Source organism: Halopseudomonas pelagia (genome assembly GCF_009497895.1).
GTDB lineage: Bacteria > Pseudomonadota > Gammaproteobacteria > Pseudomonadales > Pseudomonadaceae > Halopseudomonas > Halopseudomonas pelagia_A.
In genome coordinates this window covers 2,424,685-2,441,175 of record NZ_CP033116.1, presented here as the reverse complement: position 1 = coordinate 2,441,175, position 16,491 = coordinate 2,424,685, and the positions used below count along the sequence as shown (strand labels likewise).

The window sequence follows — 16,491 nt, the reverse complement described above, 5'->3', positions numbered from 1 at the left end:
GTTTAATCAAGTTGCTCCATCATGTCGCGAGCGTCCTGCTTCTGCTGGTCATTCCCCTCTTCCAGCACTTCGCCGAGAATATCACGAGCGCCTTCCTGATCACCCATATCGATGTAGGCCCGCGCCAGATCCAGCTTGGTTGCGCATTCATCCGTGCCGGAGAGAAAGTCGAATTCGTCTTCGTCATCTTCGGCCATGCTGTCTGCCAACGCCTGCTCAGCCGTTGAAGAAGGCAGCGCGTCGATTTCGTCGTCATCATCGAGTTGAGGGTCATTCAGCTCATCCGACTCGAAAGAGCTATCGTCAGATGTCAGATTGCTCGCTGGAGCATCCGACTCAATTCCCGATTGACCAAAACCAGCCTCTTCGTTTTCGGCCTCGTTGAGCTCCTCTTCGAAGCGCATCAACTCTTCGTCGGACAGATCGAACGAAGTCTCGGAAGACTCCGCATCGGTAGATGTCTTGGCGTCAGATTGGCCCATGGCATCCATCTCGGCCATCAGACTGTCGGCTTGAAGATCGTCGGTCAGTGACAGGTCAAAATCTTCGTCCAGGGTAAAGTCCGATTCAGTTTCCGCTTTCGCTGGCTGAGGGGATTCATCCAGATTGAAATCCAGCTCAAAGTCATCTTCAGCTGTCTGGGAAGATGGCGCGCTGACACCTGGATCAGCCAGATCCTTGGCCAGGTTGTCATCCAGATCAAAATCCAGGTCCAGGTCGTCGTGTTCCGACTCAGCCGCGACCGGGGCCGCGTCAGTAGCAGGCTCTTCAGGCTCAAAGCCGCCAACGTCATATTCGATTGTTTCCAGCTCATCCTTCTCGAAGACGGTCTCAGCATCGTCTTCCGTCAGGGAGTCCCGGGTAGCGTCATCATCAGCTACCGCAGCACCGGCGGCTAGCGCCGCAGCCATAACCGGGAAGCGCGCGTTCATGGCGGCTATCTGCGACTCGGGAGCACCCATGTCGCGCAGCGCTGTCATTTGCTCGGCGTAACCTTCACGGTTGTCGAGCAGCCCTTCAACCTCCATCAGTTTGAAGCGAAGATCGGTACGCTCGGGCTCGACCTCTATCGCCGCGTTCAGTACTTCGGCTGCTTCAGCGAGCTTGCCATAGGCAATGAGGGCGTCGGCCTCAGTAATCGGATCATGACTGATCCCCAGCTCTTGCGATTCTTCATCAAAGCTGGCCAGTGCGACATTGAACTCATCGGCATCGCCTGATTCATCGCCTTCCCCGTTTTCGGCAGCACGCGCTATGAAGTTATCCGCCATTTCCGCCTCGCGACGCGCATTGCGACGTGCCAGCGCCATCAGCAGAAGCAATATCAGCAGCAAGATGATGCCGCCACCAACAATCAGGAATGTCTGGTTCTGCATCATCCGCTGCAGCAGCGCCTCGACGCCGTCTTGCTCTGCATCTACCACAGCAGGAGCCTGATCATTGCTCTCGGCAGCGGGGGTTTCAGGAACGGGGGCTGCTGAAGGTGACAGTTCCGCAGCTCCAGTATCGGCCTGACCGGCTACCTCACCACTATCGTCGGCAACTGCTTCATCAAGCTCGATTGGCGTTTCCGTGTTTTCGGGCATTTCCGCCAGGCTGTCTGCCGGGGCCTCCATCTGATCAGCGGGCAGGCCCGATTCGTCAACAGCGGGCAGCTCGGGATCCAGAGCGTTCTCGCCAGCAACCACATCGGCAGCTGACGCGTCAGCGGCTGGTTCTGGCGCTATATCCGGCAGCTCGGCCGAATCACCCAACTGCTCCTGCATCGCTGCCAATTGAGCATCCTTGAGCTCGAGCAAGCGCTGCAAGGTGTCCATCTGCGCCTGCATGTCGGTCAGGCGGCTATCCGCCTCCGCTTTCTCCCGTTCGAGCGAATCAAGCTGTTCTTTGGTCTCGTCAAGTTGATCACGCAGACGACTGGCCGAATCGGTGCTGGCACTCTCTGACGCACCTTCACCCTGCTCGGCACTGCCGGCCACCAGGCGCAGCGAGTCGCCCTCAGGAGCCGTTTCCGGTGCCGCAGGCGCGGCATCTTGCTGCCGAGCATCCAACTGACGCTGCGCTGGCTCAGCCCGTTGACCGCCTTGCCAGGCACTGTTCTGCGCTGCAACCTGAGCTACTGCCTCGGCCTGGCCAAGACGACGTGCCTGTTCAGCGTCGGGCAGCGTCAGGGTCTGATCCGCTTTCAGCCGATTGATATTATTATCGATAAAGGCGTTCGGGTTGAGCTCCTGGATCGCCAGCATGGTCTGGTGTACCGAGGCGCCGGACGGTCGACTCCGAAGCGCAATCTCCCACAAGGTATCAGTGCGGCTGGTACGCCACTCGCCGGAGGCTTGCTCAGATGACGGGCTAGCTGCTGCAGGCGCAGGTGACTGAGGCCGTGGCTGAGACGGGGACTGGGTTTGGGGCTGAGTATCTCTGGGCTGAGCGGCGGCAACCGTAGGCACTGGACGCTGGGTTGGCTCGACAGGAGCACGCCAGGCTTGCGTGGCCGGGGCGCTGGCAGTGACCGGCGTCGGACTGTACAGCGGAGGGTCGAGCAATAGGGTGAATTCGCGTAATACTCGACCGGACGGCCAGCGCACTTCCATCAGAAAATTGAGGAAAGGTTCCTTAACTGGCTTGCTAGAAGTGACGCGGATCACCGCACGACCATCAGGCCGGATAACCGGAGTGAACACTAGATCGTTAAGGAAAAAGTTCCGTTCAATGCCGGCTCTGCCAAATTCATCTGGCGACGCGAGATTAGGCAGAATTTCCTGGCTGGATAAATCCTTGACCTGTAGCAGCTCGATCTCAGCATCCAAAGGCTGATTCAGCGCCGAGCGCAGGTTGATATCCCCAACGCCCAAAGCGAGTGTCATATTCGATGACATCAGAGCGCTTGCTGCGGCGACAGCCAAAACCAGTTTGCGAACCATAGCGAAGTTCCTTTGCTTTTATCGTTTTCTCTCGCGTCAACAGATCCCGTTGCTCACGTACCGGCCCTTTCTACAACTCCCCACCCGGTCCGCAGCAACCTGGCACACCTATTAGGCCTGAGCGGTCAAAAGCCCAAACCTAATCTGCTTAATACGAAATCCACAGCAAGTATTGATTACAAATAGTCTTTTATCAACAGGTCGAGGGCCTGAAGACTGTTAAGTACAACACCTTTTCGCAGATTATCTGACACAATCCACATATTCAGTCCAAAGGGATCCAACCGATCCTGACGTAACCGACCAATCCATACCGAATCACTTCCTGTCGCTTCCGAAACCGGCGTCGGGTAGCCACCCGGCGCTGGCTTATCCAGCAATTTCACTCCCGGGGCCTTGCGAATAAGCCCCGCCAGTCGTTTGACGTCAACTAATTCAGTCGTTTTAGCATGAACTACCGCCGCATTGCCATAAAATACCGGCACGAGTACGCATGTCACGCTGACGGGCATATCCGGCGCTTCGAAAATACGCCGTAGATCATCCGCCAGCCGGACCTCATCACGGGTGTAACCCTGCTCATCCACATCCCCGGTACGCGGGATCAGGTTGAATGCGGCCTGCTTTTCCAGCGCGCCTGTTTCCGGCGGCTGCCCGTTAAGCAGACGACCGGTCTGCAGAGCCAGGCCTTCCACCGCGTCCAGGTCCCGAGTCGACATGGACTGATAGGTAGCGATGGACAAGGCCTCAACTCCAGACCCGGCGACTGCGCGCAAGGCCAACACGGCTTGCACCACCTGGCTATCCGGGCAAGCCACAATACCCGGCCAGGTGCGCCCTTCCAGCACCTGGGGATTGGCGCCTGCAACCATTAACGGCACGCTGGTATCCGCGCGGAAATGCCCGCTGCCATCGATAACACTACACCCCGTCTCCACCGCTCGCGGCGCCCAGGTGGCGGTAACAGATTCGGCACAAAAGAACACCGCGACACGGACGTTGCTGAAGTCAAAGCGCTCCAGCGGCTCAACCCGCAGACTCTGGCCTTTGTACATCAGTCGTCCGCCAGCCGAGGCTTCCTCGTCAACCAAATAGAGTCTTCCGATAGGGAACTCGTGATCTTCCAGCACATTGATCAGCACGTCACCGATCATGCCGGTTACACCCACTATCGCTACGTCACAGGTCTTGCTCATACGTATTCCTCAACTGAAAAAACCTTGCTCAAAAACAAAGGGGCACCCAGGCGAATGCCAGGGTGCCCCTGAAAAAAAACCAGCCAGCCGATTAGCTCTCCTGCAGAATCCGCAGCATGCGGCGCAGCGGTTCAGCCGCACCCCACAGGAGCTGGTCACCGACAGTGAACGCGGACAGGTACTGCGAGCCCATGTTCAGCTTGCGCAGACGCCCGACGGGGACCGACAAGGTGCCGGTCACGGCAGTCGGCGTCAGATCACGCAATGTGTCTTCTTTAGTATTAGGCACCACCTTGGACCAGGAATTGTGCTCGGCGAGCATGGATTCGATATCCGCCAGTGGCACGTCCTTGTTCAGCTTGATGGTCAGCGCCTGGCTATGGCAACGCATGGCGCCAATGCGCACGCAGATGCCATCGACCGGGATCGGACGGCCACTGCGGCCGATGATCTTGTTGGTCTCCGCCTGGGCTTTCCACTCTTCGCGGCTTTGACCGTTAGGCAATTGCTTGTCGATCCAGGGAATCAGGCTGCCTGCCAAAGGCACGCCAAAGTGCTCGGCCGGAAAGTCTTCAGAGCGCAGGGTTTGCGCTACCTGGCGATCGATTTCGAGAATCGCACTAGCCGGATCGGCCAGCTTATCCGCTACCGAGCCATGAATAGTGCCCATCTGCCCGATCAGCTCGCGCATGTTCTGCGCACCGGCACCACTGGCCGCCTGATAGGTCATGGCGCTCATCCACTCCACCAGACCCTGCTCGAACAGACCGCCAAGACCCATCAGCATCAGACTGACAGTACAGTTGCCGCCAACGTAGGTCTTGACCCCGTCACGCAACGCCTGATCGACATTCTTGCGATTCACCGGATCCAGAATGATAACCGCCTCGTCTTCCATACGTAGTGTGGAAGCCGCATCAATCCAGTAACCATTCCAACCCTCGGCACGTAGCTTCGGGTAGACCGCCTGGGTGTAATCGCCACCCTGGCAGGTAATGATCACGTCCAGCGGCTTCAGCGACTCGATATCGAAAGCATCTTTAAGCGGTGGAATATCCTTGCCGATATCCGGACCTGCTCCGCCAACATTCGATGTCGTGAAGAACACCGGCTCGATATCGGCGAAATCGTTTTCTTCGCGCATGCGCTGCATCAGCACGGAACCAACCATGCCGCGCCAGCCAACCAGACCTACTTGTTTCATAACTACAACCCCCGTGGGGTAAATTCAAAGACTATTGCGCCCGGACCAGCCGGGCGCAACGCAAAGCCGTACAGTTTACAGGTTTTTAAGAGCTGCGGCCACGGCGTCGCCCATCTGTGCCGTGCCGACCAACTGACAACCCTCGGACATGATGTCCCCGGTGCGCAGCTTTTGATCGAGCACCAGACTCACCGCCTGCTCGATTGCATCGGCCGCCGCTACCTGATTGAAGCTGTAACGCAGCATCATCGAGACCGACAGGATGGTCGCCAGCGGATTGGCAACGCCTTTGCCGGCAATGTCCGGCGCGCTGCCATGGCAGGGCTCGTACATGCCCTTGTTATTGGCATCCAGTGACGCTGACGGCAGCATGCCGATCGAGCCGGTGAGCATGGACGCCTGATCAGATAGAATGTCTCCGAACAGATTGTCGGTGACGATCACATCGAACTGCTTGGGCGCCCGCACCAGCTGCATGGCGGCGTTGTCGACATAGATGTGCGACAGCTCGACATCCGGGTAGTCCTTGCCCACCTCCTCCACTACTTCACGCCACAGTTGGCTGGAGGCCAGCACGTTGGCCTTGTCTACTGAGCAGAGCTTCTTGCCACGCACCCGCGCCGAGTCGAAACCGACCTTGGCAATGCGCCGTACTTCAGACTCGCTGTAAGGCAGGGTATCGAAGGCGAAGCGCTCGCCGGACTCCAGCACCTTGCGCTCACGCGGCTGACCGAAATAGATGCCGCCGGTCAGTTCGCGAACGATAAGGATATCCAGCCCGGAGACCACTTCTGGCTTCAGGGTGGAGGCCTCGGCCAATTGCGGGTAGAGAATCGCCGGGCGCAAGTTGCCAAACAGTTCCAGTTGCGAGCGAATTTTCAGCAAACCGCGCTCTGGACGCAGCGCCGGATCAATCGTATCCCATTTGGGGCCACCGACCGCGCCAAGCAGAATGGCATCAGCCAGACGCGCGCGCTCAAGCGTCTCATCCGCCAGCGGACTGCCGTAGCGATCGTAGGCGGCGCCACCGAGATCGTCGTAGCTCAGCTCCGCGCCCAGGTCGAACTTGTCGTTGGCCAACTCCAGCACCTTGACCGCTTCGGCCATGATCTCGGGACCAATACCGTCACCGGGCAGAACCAGAATCTTCATGCTCATATCTATTCCTTAAAATCAGAACCGTCGCCGGGTATCAAACGCCCTTGATGGCGCCGAACAACCAGGGGTTATCTTGTTTGTGCCCGACTTCAAATGCGCGAATCGCCTCCGCGTCTTCCAGCGTCAGGCCGATATCGTCCAGACCGTTGAGCAGGCAGTGTTTACGAAACGCGTCCACCTCGAAGCTGTACTGCTTGCCGTCAGGCCGCGTCACAGTCTGCGCCTGCAGATCAACAGTCAGTTCATAGCCTGGCACCTGCTCGGCTTGGACAAAGAGCTCATCGATTTCTTCTTCAGTCAAAACAAGGGGTAACAGGCCGTTCTTAAAGCTGTTGTTATAGAAAATATCCGCGTAGCTGGGAGCCAGAATGGTTCTGAAACCGTACTCTTCCAGCGCCCAGGGCGCATGCTCACGGCTGGAACCACAGCCAAAATTCTTGCGCGCCAACAGCACGCTGGCGCCATGGTAGCGCGGCTGATTGAGCACGAAATCCGGGTTCAGCGGACGGTGCGATGCATCCTGATCCGGCAGGCCTTCGTCCAGGTAGCGCCACTCATCAAACAGGTTCTTGCCAAAACCGCTACGGCGAATCGACTTGAGAAACTGCTTGGGAATAATCTGATCGGTATCCACATTTGCACGGTCCAGGGGTGCGACCAGACCGGTATGCTGAGTAAAAGGCTTCATGCGCTGGCCTCCTGATTAAGCATGTCACGAACATCAACGAAATGACCGGCGATAGCCGCCGCTGCCGCCATGGCCGGGCTGACCAGATGCGTACGCCCACCGTTGCCCTGGCGTCCTTCGAAGTTGCGGTTGGATGTAGAGGCGCAATGCTCGCCAGACTCGAGACGGTCCGGGTTCATCGCCAGACACATGGAGCAACCCGGGTCACGCCACTCAAAACCGGCAGCCATGAAAATCTTGTCCAGACCTTCCAGTTCAGCCTGCTCTTTTACCAACCCGGACCCCGGCACCACCATCGCCTGCTTGATACCGGCCGATACCTGACGACCCTTGGCAACGGCGGCGGCCGCACGCAGATCCTCAATGCGTGAATTGGTGCAGGAACCGATAAACACCCGATCCAGCTTGATCGACGTGATCGGCTGATTGGCCTCCAGGCCCATATATTTAAGCGCGCGCTCGTAGCCGTTGCGTTTGACTGCATCCAGCTCTTGGGTCGGATCGGGTACCAGTGCATCTACTGCCACCACCATTTCCGGTGACGTACCCCAGGAGACCTGCGGCTTGATGCTTGCCGCGTCCAACTCGACCACGGTATCGAATACTGCACCCTCGTCAGACCCCAGATCTTTCCAGGCGGCTACGGCCTGGTCCCAGTCCGCACCCTTGGGTGCATAGGGACGGCCTTCCACATAAGCGATGGTCTTGTCGTCGCAAGCGACCATGCCCACACGCGCGCCTGCTTCAATGGCCATATTGCAAATGGTCATGCGCCCTTCCATCGACAGATCACGAATTGCCGATCCGGCGAACTCAATCGCATGACCATTGCCGCCAGCGGTGCCGATCTGGCCAATAACAGCAAGCACAATGTCCTTGGCAGTCACGCCAAAACCCAACTGACCATCGACCTGGACCAGCATATTCTTCATCTTCTTGGCCACCAGACACTGGGTAGCCAACACATGCTCGACCTCCGAGGTACCGATGCCGTGCGCCAGCGCAGCAAAGGCACCATGCGTAGCGGTGTGCGAATCACCACAGACCACGGTCATGCCCGGCAAGGTAGCGCCCTGCTCCGGCCCGACCACGTGCACGATGCCCTGGCGGCGGTCGGTCATCTTGAATTCAAGAATGCCGAAATCCGTGCAGTTATCGTCCAGGGTGGTGACCTGCAACTTGGATACCAGATCGCTGATACCGGAAACGCCGGCCGCCCGATTGGTGGTCGGTACGTTGTGATCCGGGGTGGCCAGATTGGCGTCGATACGCCAGGGCTTGCGACCGGCCAGGCGCAGGCCTTCGAAAGCCTGCGGTGAGGTCACTTCGTGCAACAGGTGACGGTCTATATAAAGCAGTGCAGAGCCATCATCGCGCTGCTTGACGATATGATTGTCCCAAAGCTTGTCGTAAAGGGTCTTGGCGGACATGCTGTACTCCTGAACCAGGCTGGTGCTGCCAGGCGAGCGTTGATCGCTCGTTCGGTGGCGTGCTTATTTCAAATAGATCACGTTGAATAACGTAATAAGCTTAAAAGCTGGCAACGGATAACACAAATTCATATTATTCATGTATTGGATAACCATATGGAATCTCAATCATGGATACTGCCAACCTGTCAGCCTTCCTCGCGGTGGCCGAGCATGCCTCGTTTTCCCGCGCGGCAGAGCAACTGCATCTCACTCAACCGGCGATCAGCAAAAGGATTGCCACTCTGGAGCAGCAGCTGGACGCGCGACTATTCGACCGTATAGGCAGACATATCAGCATGACGGAAGCAGGCCGGGCGTTGAAACCGCGCGCCGAACAGATCATCACCGCCCTGAAAGACACCCGGCGCGCCCTTGGCAACCTGTCAAGCCAGGTCCAGGGGCGCCTGAGCATGGCCACCAGTCATCACATTGGCCTTCATCGTCTCCCTCCGGTCTTGCGTACCTACACGGCGGCTTATCCAGACGTGGCGCTGGACATAGACTTCCTTGATTCAGAGGTGGCCTATGACAAAGTCCTGCACGGCGAGATTGAACTGGCGGTGATCACCCTGGCACCGATCCTGGAGCCGCCGATCATGGCCAAAGCCGTCTGGGATGATCCGCTTGATTTTGTAGTGGCTCCGGAGCATCCGCTGGCCAACCTGCCACAGGTCGATCTTGCGCAACTGGCCGCTTACCCGGCGGTGTTCCCAGGCGTGAATACCTTTACTCACAAGGTGGTCAGCCAGCTGTTTCAGCAGCGCGGGGTGAGTCCGCAAATACGCATGAGCACCAACTATCTGGAAACCATCAAGATGATGGTGTCGATCGGCCTGGCCTGGAGCGTATTGCCACGCACCATGCTGGATACACAGGTAAAAGCTCTGCAGGTCCCCGACGTGACGCTGCAGCGTCAGCTCGGTGTGATCTGGCACAGCGGTAGAACCCTGTCGAATGCGGGCCAGGCGCTGGTGCGGCAGCTTGATTGCAAACAAATGTAATGGGGCCTTGTTTGCAGCCTTTTCTAAGTCTATTTTCAATCTAGCGAAAGAGAGAATTGTCTTGCCTGTTCGTCGGAAGCAAACCCAGTCAGGGACGGATTAATGCCGCAGTTACCCAGCGCTAACAAGCATAAAGCGGGCAGCGATCAGGATGTCGCGTTCAAACGGCTGTTCCACCGCATGCCCATTGCCAGCATGCTGGCAGAGGCTGCCACCAGCCGTGTGGTAGACGTCAACCCGGCGTTTGAGGAGCTGTTCGGCTGGCGGCCGGAAAACATTATTGATCAGCTTTCGTCTGAATTCCCGCTCTGGGCGAGCAAGAAGCAGCGCCTGCAGTTGCTTGATCGCTTTGCCAGTGAAGGCCGAATTGTCGAGTTCGAAGCGGTATTACGCTGCCGAAGTGGGGAGATGAAAACCTGCCTGGTTTCGATGGAAGCCATTGTCGTTCATGGCATCGAATGCCGTCTATCGATGGCCCATGATATTACCGCGCGCATCCGTACCGAGCGTGAGCTGAAAATTTCCCAGGAAAAATATCTCAAGGCGTTCAATGCCAGCCATGAAGCCATCGTGGTGCTGGATATGCAGACTGAGCTGCTGCTTGAGGCCAATCAAAGCTTTGAACTCTTGACCGGCCTCAAGCCGATTGATGCGCTTGGGCATACGCTGTGTGAGCTGGGCGTGATGGAGCGCGCCACCTACGAGCTGATGCATGAGGTGCTGCGCCAAGAAGGCCGTATCCGTAATCGTGAGGTGCACATCCATCATCAGAATGGTTCTCGCCTCGACGTCACCCTGTATGCCGAACCGGTGATAGTCAATGGCAGTGAATGCCTGGTGATTACCGCGCACGACATTACCGAACAGAAGCAGCACGATAACGCCCTGCGCGAAAGTCAGGAGCGCTTGAACATGGCGCTGGAAGCGGCGCAGATGGGTATATGGGATTGGAGCCCGCACACTGACCTGCTTCACTGTTCGGCGCGCGCCGCCGCACTGCACGGTCACGCCGAGGAAGCATGGGATGGCCCATTGCAGCTGTTCATGAAGGACATTCCCGGCAAACACCGCCGTGAGCTGCGTCGCAGCTTCATCGCCATTGGCCGTGGCACGCAGTCGCGTTATCGCCTGACTTACAGTCTAGTTCCGGAAAACGACAGCCTGCGCTGGGTGGAAGTGACAGCCACGCTTCATCGCCACAGCGATGGCAGTATTCAGCGCATGGTCGGCACCCTGAAAGACATTACCGATCGACGCCGCAGTGAGCAGGCCTTGCAGCGCAGTGAAGCCAAGTTCTCGGCACTATTTCAAGGCTCGCCCGATCCTTACATCCTGGTTAATGCGACCACGCAACTGGTCATCGAGATCAATCAGAGTTTCACCCGCGTATTTGGTTACCGCACCGAAGATATCATTGGCAGAACCGCTCTTGACGTCGGGTTCTGGCGCGATGCGCAGCAGCGTACGCAAGTGCTGAAAAGAATCGATCCAGCGGCCGGCCTCAACAGTATGGAAATCGACTTCGTGACCCGCGAGGGCCTGTACCTGACCTGCGAAGTGTCGAGCAGTTTCATCACCATCAACCGTCAGTTGTGCATGCTCTCCACCTTCAAGGACATTACCGCACGCAAGGAAGCGGAAGCAGCACTGCGCGCGTCCGAGGATAAATTTTCCCGGGCTTTCAGAGCCAGCCCTGACTCCATCAGCATTAGTGAAAAGGCCACCGGCAAGCACCTGGACGTCAACGAAGGTTTCACCCGCTTAACTGGATTTACCGCCACCGATGCGATCGGCAGAACCGCGCGGGACATGAACATATGGGCAGACTATTCCGAACGCGCCGTGCTGATTGATGAGCTGGAAAGGTACGGTCGTGTACGGCAGCGAGAAATGCGCGTGAATGGCAAGTTTGGTCAGGAGCTTCTGGTGTCGGTATCGATCGAACCGATGATTATCGACGGCACCGAATGCATGCTGTTGACCGCACGCGATATTACCGAGCAGAAACTGATTGAAGCGCGGGTCAAGCATCTGGCGTACCACGACGCCCTCACCGACCTGCCCAACCGCATGCTGTTGAGTGACCGCGTGACTCAGAACCTGGCGGTTTGCGAGCGATTGCTGCAAAGCAGCGCAATCCTGTTTTTTGATCTCGACCACTTCAAGCACATCAACGACTCTCTGGGGCACTCCTGCGGTGATGCGGTATTACAGGAGGTCAGCCGTCGCCTGTTGGCGCAGGTGCGCAAAGTCGACACGGTCGCACGCCTGGGCGGTGACGAGTTTGTAGTGCTACTTTGCGGAATGGAAGGTCCCTCCGAGGCAATCCACCGGCAAGTGCAGCATACCGCTGAAAAGCTGCTTGCCGCGTTGTCGGCGCCGATGCTGATCGAAGGCCATAGCCTGCAACTGGGTTGCAGCATAGGTATCACACTGCTGCCGGAACACGGAACCAACCCGGACGATTTGCTCAAACGCGCGGATATCGCTCTTTACAAAGTCAAAGAAAATGGCAGAAACGGCATCGCCTTTTTCGAACAGGCGATGCAGATCGCCGCCAGTGAGCGACTTTCCGTGGAAACCGAGTTGCGCGTCGCGGTGAGCAAATGTGAGTTCGTGCTCTTTTATCAACCGCAATTCGACGCTCTGGAACAACGCATTGTCGGCGCTGAAGCGCTGATTCGCTGGATGCATCCAACAAAGGGTCTTACCGGCCCAATGGGTTTCATTCATGTACTGGAAGAAAGCGGCATGATTCTCGAAGTCGGAACCTGGGTGCTGGGACGAGCCTGCCAATTCATCGCCGAACTGTTGCGCCAGGGCCATATCAGCCCTGAAGAGTTCAGCCTCAGCGTGAATATCAGCCCCCGGCAATTTCGCCAACCCGATTTTGTTGACCAGGTGCGCCACGCTATAGACAGCCGCGGCGTGCCTGCACGTTGCCTGAAACTGGAAATTACCGAAAACATCGTTATTCAGAATATCAGCGATACCATCGCCAAGATGCAGGAACTGCGGGATATGGGCGTAAGGTTTGCGCTAGACGATTTCGGCACCGGCTATTCCTCACTCAGTTATCTCAAGCGCCTACCCCTCGACCTGTTGAAGATCGATCAGTCGTTTATTCGCGACTGTACCCGGGACGCCAATGATGCGGAGATCGTGCGGGCGATTATTGCGATGGCACGTAACCTCCGGCTAGAACTCATTGCCGAAGGTGTGGAAACCCAGGAGCAGCTGGATTTCCTCCAAACTCAGTCCTGCCACGCGTTCCAAGGCTATTTATATAGCCCGCCAGTGGCGGAAGGAGATTTCGTCCGCATTTTGAAACGCGACTCTCACGCACTGCCGCTACCCTGACCCGCGGTCTCTGCGCGCCAGGCTGCCAAAAACAGCAAAAATAAAGCAGAATGCCGGCTCATCTCGTAAGGATTTGCCGGTGACCCTGGACAAAAAAGCGCTGTTAGTCTGTTCCCACGCCCATTAGAACAAGCTCAAGGATATCCGTGTCTTTGCCGTGGCAGAGGGCATAGAGCTATTTGAGTTCTGGGTGAAACACCCTTCATTGATCAGCGTAGTAAAATCTATCTGAACCGGCAGGCATCGCGTTGGCAGCATCTGCTCTACTGGCTGGCACTGATATGGAGCAGCCTGAAGAACCAGTGGCGGCGTCCGGTGACATTTGCGCTGACCACTCGCCTGAGAATGCGACCTGTGTCACATTAGTTACAGACTAAAGTCTGAACCTATGTCACAGTATCTTGTCAGAACGGTGCGTACTAAAAAAATGCACACATATCATCGCACTGGAGTTTCATTATGAACAAGTCAATGCTGTCGGGCATCATTATCGGTGCTGTAGTAGCCACCGCCGGCGGTGCGATTGCCGGTTATACCGCGCTTTCGGACAAAGAGCCTACCTACGCCCAAGTGGTTAACGTGGAAGAAATCACGCAAACCGAGAAAACTCCCAGAGAGGTTTGCCAAGAGGTGGCCGTAAACCGGCAGAAGCCTGTTCAGGATCAACATCAAGTGCTCGGCTCAGTCGCTGGTGCCGTAGTGGGTGGCCTGCTAGGTAACCAGGTAGGTGGTGGTAGCGGCAAGAAAATTGCTACCGTCGCAGGCGCTGCAGCTGGCGGTTACGCTGGGAATAAAACCCAGGAAAGAATGCAGCAAAACAGCACTTACACCACAACCGAAACCCGTTGCGAGACTGTTTACGACAGCAATGACAGGGTAGTTGCCTATCAGGTGGATTACACCATCGGCGAGGAAGAAGGCAGCGTTCGCATGGACCACAAACCAGGCAACCGCATTCCGCTGGAAGAAGGCCAATTGGTTCTTTCCAAGCAGTAATACGCAGCTCCCATTAAGCCTGACGTTTAATCACAAGCATGTGATGACGTCAGGCTTTTTTGTGCACGCGATTTATCCTAGAGGTACTTTTCAAACGGACGCGCGGCATAACTCCAGCCAGCTTTGCAATCCTGCCGTTCGGAATTTGCTGCGATGCAATGCAAAGTAGAAGCCCCGCCGGAAATCCCGCTGCGGCACGGATAACGGCACCAGACTGCCCCTGCGGAAGGCTTCCACCAGGGTAATCGCTGACAGGCAACCCACGCCCAGCCCGGCCTCAACTGCACGCTTGATCGCCTCTGTATGCTGTAGCTCAAGTTTGATCTGCAATTGCGGCAGCAACCCATGCATGGCCCACTCAAAATGTTGGCGCGTGCCCGACCCTGGTTCACGAATAATCCATTGCGCCGCCAGCAGGTCTTCATCATTCAGCCAAGGCTTGCCCGCCCAGGGGTGATCGGGCGCACAAAATACCACTAACTCATCGTCCCGCCAGGGCAGCATCTCCAGATCAGTATGCTGCGTCTCCCCTTCTATAAGACCGATATCCAACTCGAAATTAAGCAGCTTTTGAACAATGGTGGAAGTGTTGGCCACCTGCAGCTGCACTTTTGCGCCCGGTTGCTCGAGCATGTATTGGGCCATGATCTCCACTGCGAGATAATTACCGATACTCAGAGTGGCCCCGACTTTCAGATGGCCCGGCTCCTCGTGCCGAGCCATCGCCTGCTCGAGGCTGCGCGCCTGATCCAGCAACGCTTCAACCCGAGGCCGAATGTTATGGCCCAACTCGTTAAGCTGCAGACGTTTGCCAATACGGTCAAACAACTGCACAGAGAACTGCTGTTCAAGATCCCGCAGCGCGCTACTGGCGGCCGACTGAGACATGGCCAGGCTCTCGGCCGCCCGGGTCAGATTTTCATGCGTCGCAGTGGCGAGAAAGACTTCAAGCTGCCTGAAACTGTATTTCATTATCGGTTTTTCCGTTTACATATAGCCAAACTATTTGTTTTACCGATAGGTTAGCCAGCCCTTACACTGCACGCAAGTTAAAGGTATCCAGGCTTTATATCTCACGTCTTATAGGGGGAATTTAAATGGCGGGCTTCAATTCTGAAACGGTACTCAGCGTGCACCACTGGACTGATAATCTGTTCAGCTTCCGAACGACGCGGGATCCGGGCTTTCGTTTCAAGAACGGCCATTTCATCATGATTGGGCTGGAAGTCGAAGGTCGTCCGCTGATGCGCGCCTACAGTATTGCCAGTCCCAACTATGAAGACACCCTGGAGTTCTTCAGCATCAAGGTGCCGGACGGCCCGCTGACATCTCGCCTGCAGAATATTGCCGAAGGCGACCAGATCGTCATCAGCCGTAAACCCACGGGTACGCTGGTACTGGATCACCTGTTACCGGGACGCAACCTCTACCTGCTCAGCACCGGCACTGGGTTGGCACCCTTTATCAGCATCATTCAGGATCCCGAAACCTACGAGCAGTATGACAAGGTCATCCTCACCCACGGTTGCCGACACGTGCGCGAGCTGGCCTATCAGGATCTGATCACCGAAGAGCTGCCTAACCATGAATACTTTGGTGAAGAGATCAGGGAAAAACTGATTTATTACCCCACTGTGACACGGGAGCCGTTTCGCAATCAGGGCCGCCTGACGGACCTGATGACCAGCGGAAAGCTGTTCGACGATATCGGTTTGCCCGCCTTTGATCTGGAGCAGGACAGATTCATGCTGTGCGGTAGCCCAAGCATGCTCAAGGATTTCTGCGCCATTCTCGATGAGCGCGGCTTCAAGGAAGCCCGTCATGGCGACCAGGGGCACTATGTAATCGAGCGGGCATTCGTCGAAAAATAGAGCAACTGCACTCCAAACCGCCATGCCAGCGCCGGCTAATACTCCGGCGCTGGCACTCTGGCGAGTAGCATTGGAGGGTCACTTAAAGGCAGGGCTAGCAACAGCGCTTCACCAGAGCCCGGAAACTCGCCGGTCAACGCCGTGATATTCACCTGATGACTGACCATGATGACCGGCTCGCCTGCAGGTAGGGCCGCGATAAAGCGGCGCAATGATTGCATTTGTTCCTGAGCGTTCGCTCGATCCTGAAAAAACGAATCCAGTTCCGGCAATAGCTGCACTTGTGCCAGCTTGAAGCCTTCTGCAGTATCGACTGCCCGACACCAACGGCTGGTATACACGGTAGCGGAACCCAGCCCCTGCTTACGCAGGTAATCACCCCAGCGTCTAGACTCCTCTCGCCCCTGCGCATTCAGATTCCGCTGCGTAGCGCAGTCATTCAGGCTGAAGTTATCGGGATCTCCGATACCCGGTGCGTAGGCATGCCGCAGGATAACCATCGCCCTGCCCTCACGCACCGCATCCCATGCCGAGGGATCGGCCAATAATAGTCCCGAGCTCCCTAAAGCCAGAGCAAAAAGGCAGCAACGAATCAAGAACATGGGGGTTGGCCGGAAAGAG

General features: G+C 56.8%; 12 protein-coding genes. 4 read left to right on the top strand and 8 right to left on the bottom strand.

The window, feature by feature from the left end:
- Positions 1 to 2: 2 nt before the first annotated feature.
- The 6 genes from EAO82_RS11490 to leuC form a co-directional block, all read right to left on the bottom strand.
- Positions 3 to 2,924, bottom strand: a complete 2,922-nt coding sequence (locus tag EAO82_RS11490; protein ID WP_096345843.1) for a FimV/HubP family polar landmark protein — start codon at positions 2,922 to 2,924, stop codon at positions 3 to 5.
- A 176-nt stretch (positions 2,925 to 3,100) separates the two neighbouring features.
- A complete protein-coding gene (locus EAO82_RS11485) occupies positions 3,101 to 4,120 on the bottom strand; it encodes an aspartate-semialdehyde dehydrogenase (protein WP_096345842.1) in 1,020 nt (339 codons plus the stop codon).
- 91 nt (positions 4,121 to 4,211) lie between these two features.
- Positions 4,212 to 5,324 carry an aspartate-semialdehyde dehydrogenase gene (asd, locus tag EAO82_RS11480; protein WP_096345841.1) on the bottom strand — a complete coding sequence of 371 codons (1,113 nt, stop codon included), beginning with the start codon at positions 5,322 to 5,324 and terminating at the stop codon, positions 4,212 to 4,214.
- Positions 5,325 to 5,399: 75 nt separating this feature from the next.
- Positions 5,400 to 6,482, bottom strand: coding sequence for a 3-isopropylmalate dehydrogenase (leuB, locus tag EAO82_RS11475; RefSeq protein WP_096345840.1), 1,083 nt, complete (start codon positions 6,480 to 6,482; stop codon positions 5,400 to 5,402).
- 34 nt (positions 6,483 to 6,516) lie between these two features.
- Positions 6,517 to 7,170, bottom strand: coding sequence for a 3-isopropylmalate dehydratase small subunit (gene leuD, locus EAO82_RS11470; protein WP_096345839.1), 654 nt, complete (start codon positions 7,168 to 7,170; stop codon positions 6,517 to 6,519).
- The gene (gene leuC, locus EAO82_RS11465) at positions 7,167 to 8,600 is read right to left on the bottom strand and encodes a 3-isopropylmalate dehydratase large subunit (RefSeq protein WP_096345838.1); all 1,434 of its coding nucleotides are present in this window, start codon (positions 8,598 to 8,600) and stop codon (positions 7,167 to 7,169) included. The genes leuD and leuC overlap by 4 nt, the downstream gene beginning before the upstream one ends.
- Before the next feature lie 170 nt (positions 8,601 to 8,770).
- Between leuC and EAO82_RS11460 the strand changes: the two genes are divergently transcribed.
- The 3 genes from EAO82_RS11460 to EAO82_RS11450 all read left to right on the top strand — a co-directional run bounded on the left by EAO82_RS11460 (position 8,771) and on the right by EAO82_RS11450 (position 13,999).
- On the top strand, positions 8,771 to 9,643 hold the full coding sequence (locus EAO82_RS11460) for a LysR family transcriptional regulator (protein WP_096345837.1): 873 nt from the start codon (positions 8,771 to 8,773) through the stop codon (positions 9,641 to 9,643).
- Positions 9,644 to 9,745: 102 nt separating this feature from the next.
- Complete coding sequence (locus tag EAO82_RS11455) at positions 9,746 to 13,003, top strand: EAL domain-containing protein (RefSeq protein ID WP_231703196.1); 3,258 nt, start codon at positions 9,746 to 9,748, stop codon at positions 13,001 to 13,003.
- 459 nt (positions 13,004 to 13,462) lie between these two features.
- The gene (locus EAO82_RS11450) at positions 13,463 to 13,999 is read left to right on the top strand and encodes a glycine zipper 2TM domain-containing protein (RefSeq protein ID WP_096345836.1); all 537 of its coding nucleotides are present in this window, start codon (positions 13,463 to 13,465) and stop codon (positions 13,997 to 13,999) included.
- Positions 14,000 to 14,089: 90 nt separating this feature from the next.
- On the opposite strand, the gene EAO82_RS11445 is transcribed toward EAO82_RS11450, so the two are convergent.
- Entirely contained in the window at positions 14,090 to 14,971 is an 882-nt protein-coding gene (locus EAO82_RS11445) for a LysR substrate-binding domain-containing protein (protein ID WP_096345835.1), read from the bottom strand.
- A gap of 125 nt (positions 14,972 to 15,096) precedes the next feature.
- Between EAO82_RS11445 and EAO82_RS11440 the strand changes: the two genes are divergently transcribed.
- Positions 15,097 to 15,870 carry a ferredoxin--NADP reductase gene (locus EAO82_RS11440; protein ID WP_096345834.1) on the top strand — a complete coding sequence of 258 codons (774 nt, stop codon included), beginning with the start codon at positions 15,097 to 15,099 and terminating at the stop codon, positions 15,868 to 15,870.
- A gap of 35 nt (positions 15,871 to 15,905) precedes the next feature.
- On the opposite strand, the gene EAO82_RS11435 is transcribed toward EAO82_RS11440, so the two are convergent.
- Entirely contained in the window at positions 15,906 to 16,472 is a 567-nt protein-coding gene (locus tag EAO82_RS11435; RefSeq protein ID WP_143520283.1) for a histidine phosphatase family protein, read from the bottom strand.
- Between the last annotated feature and the right edge of the window lie 19 nt (positions 16,473 to 16,491).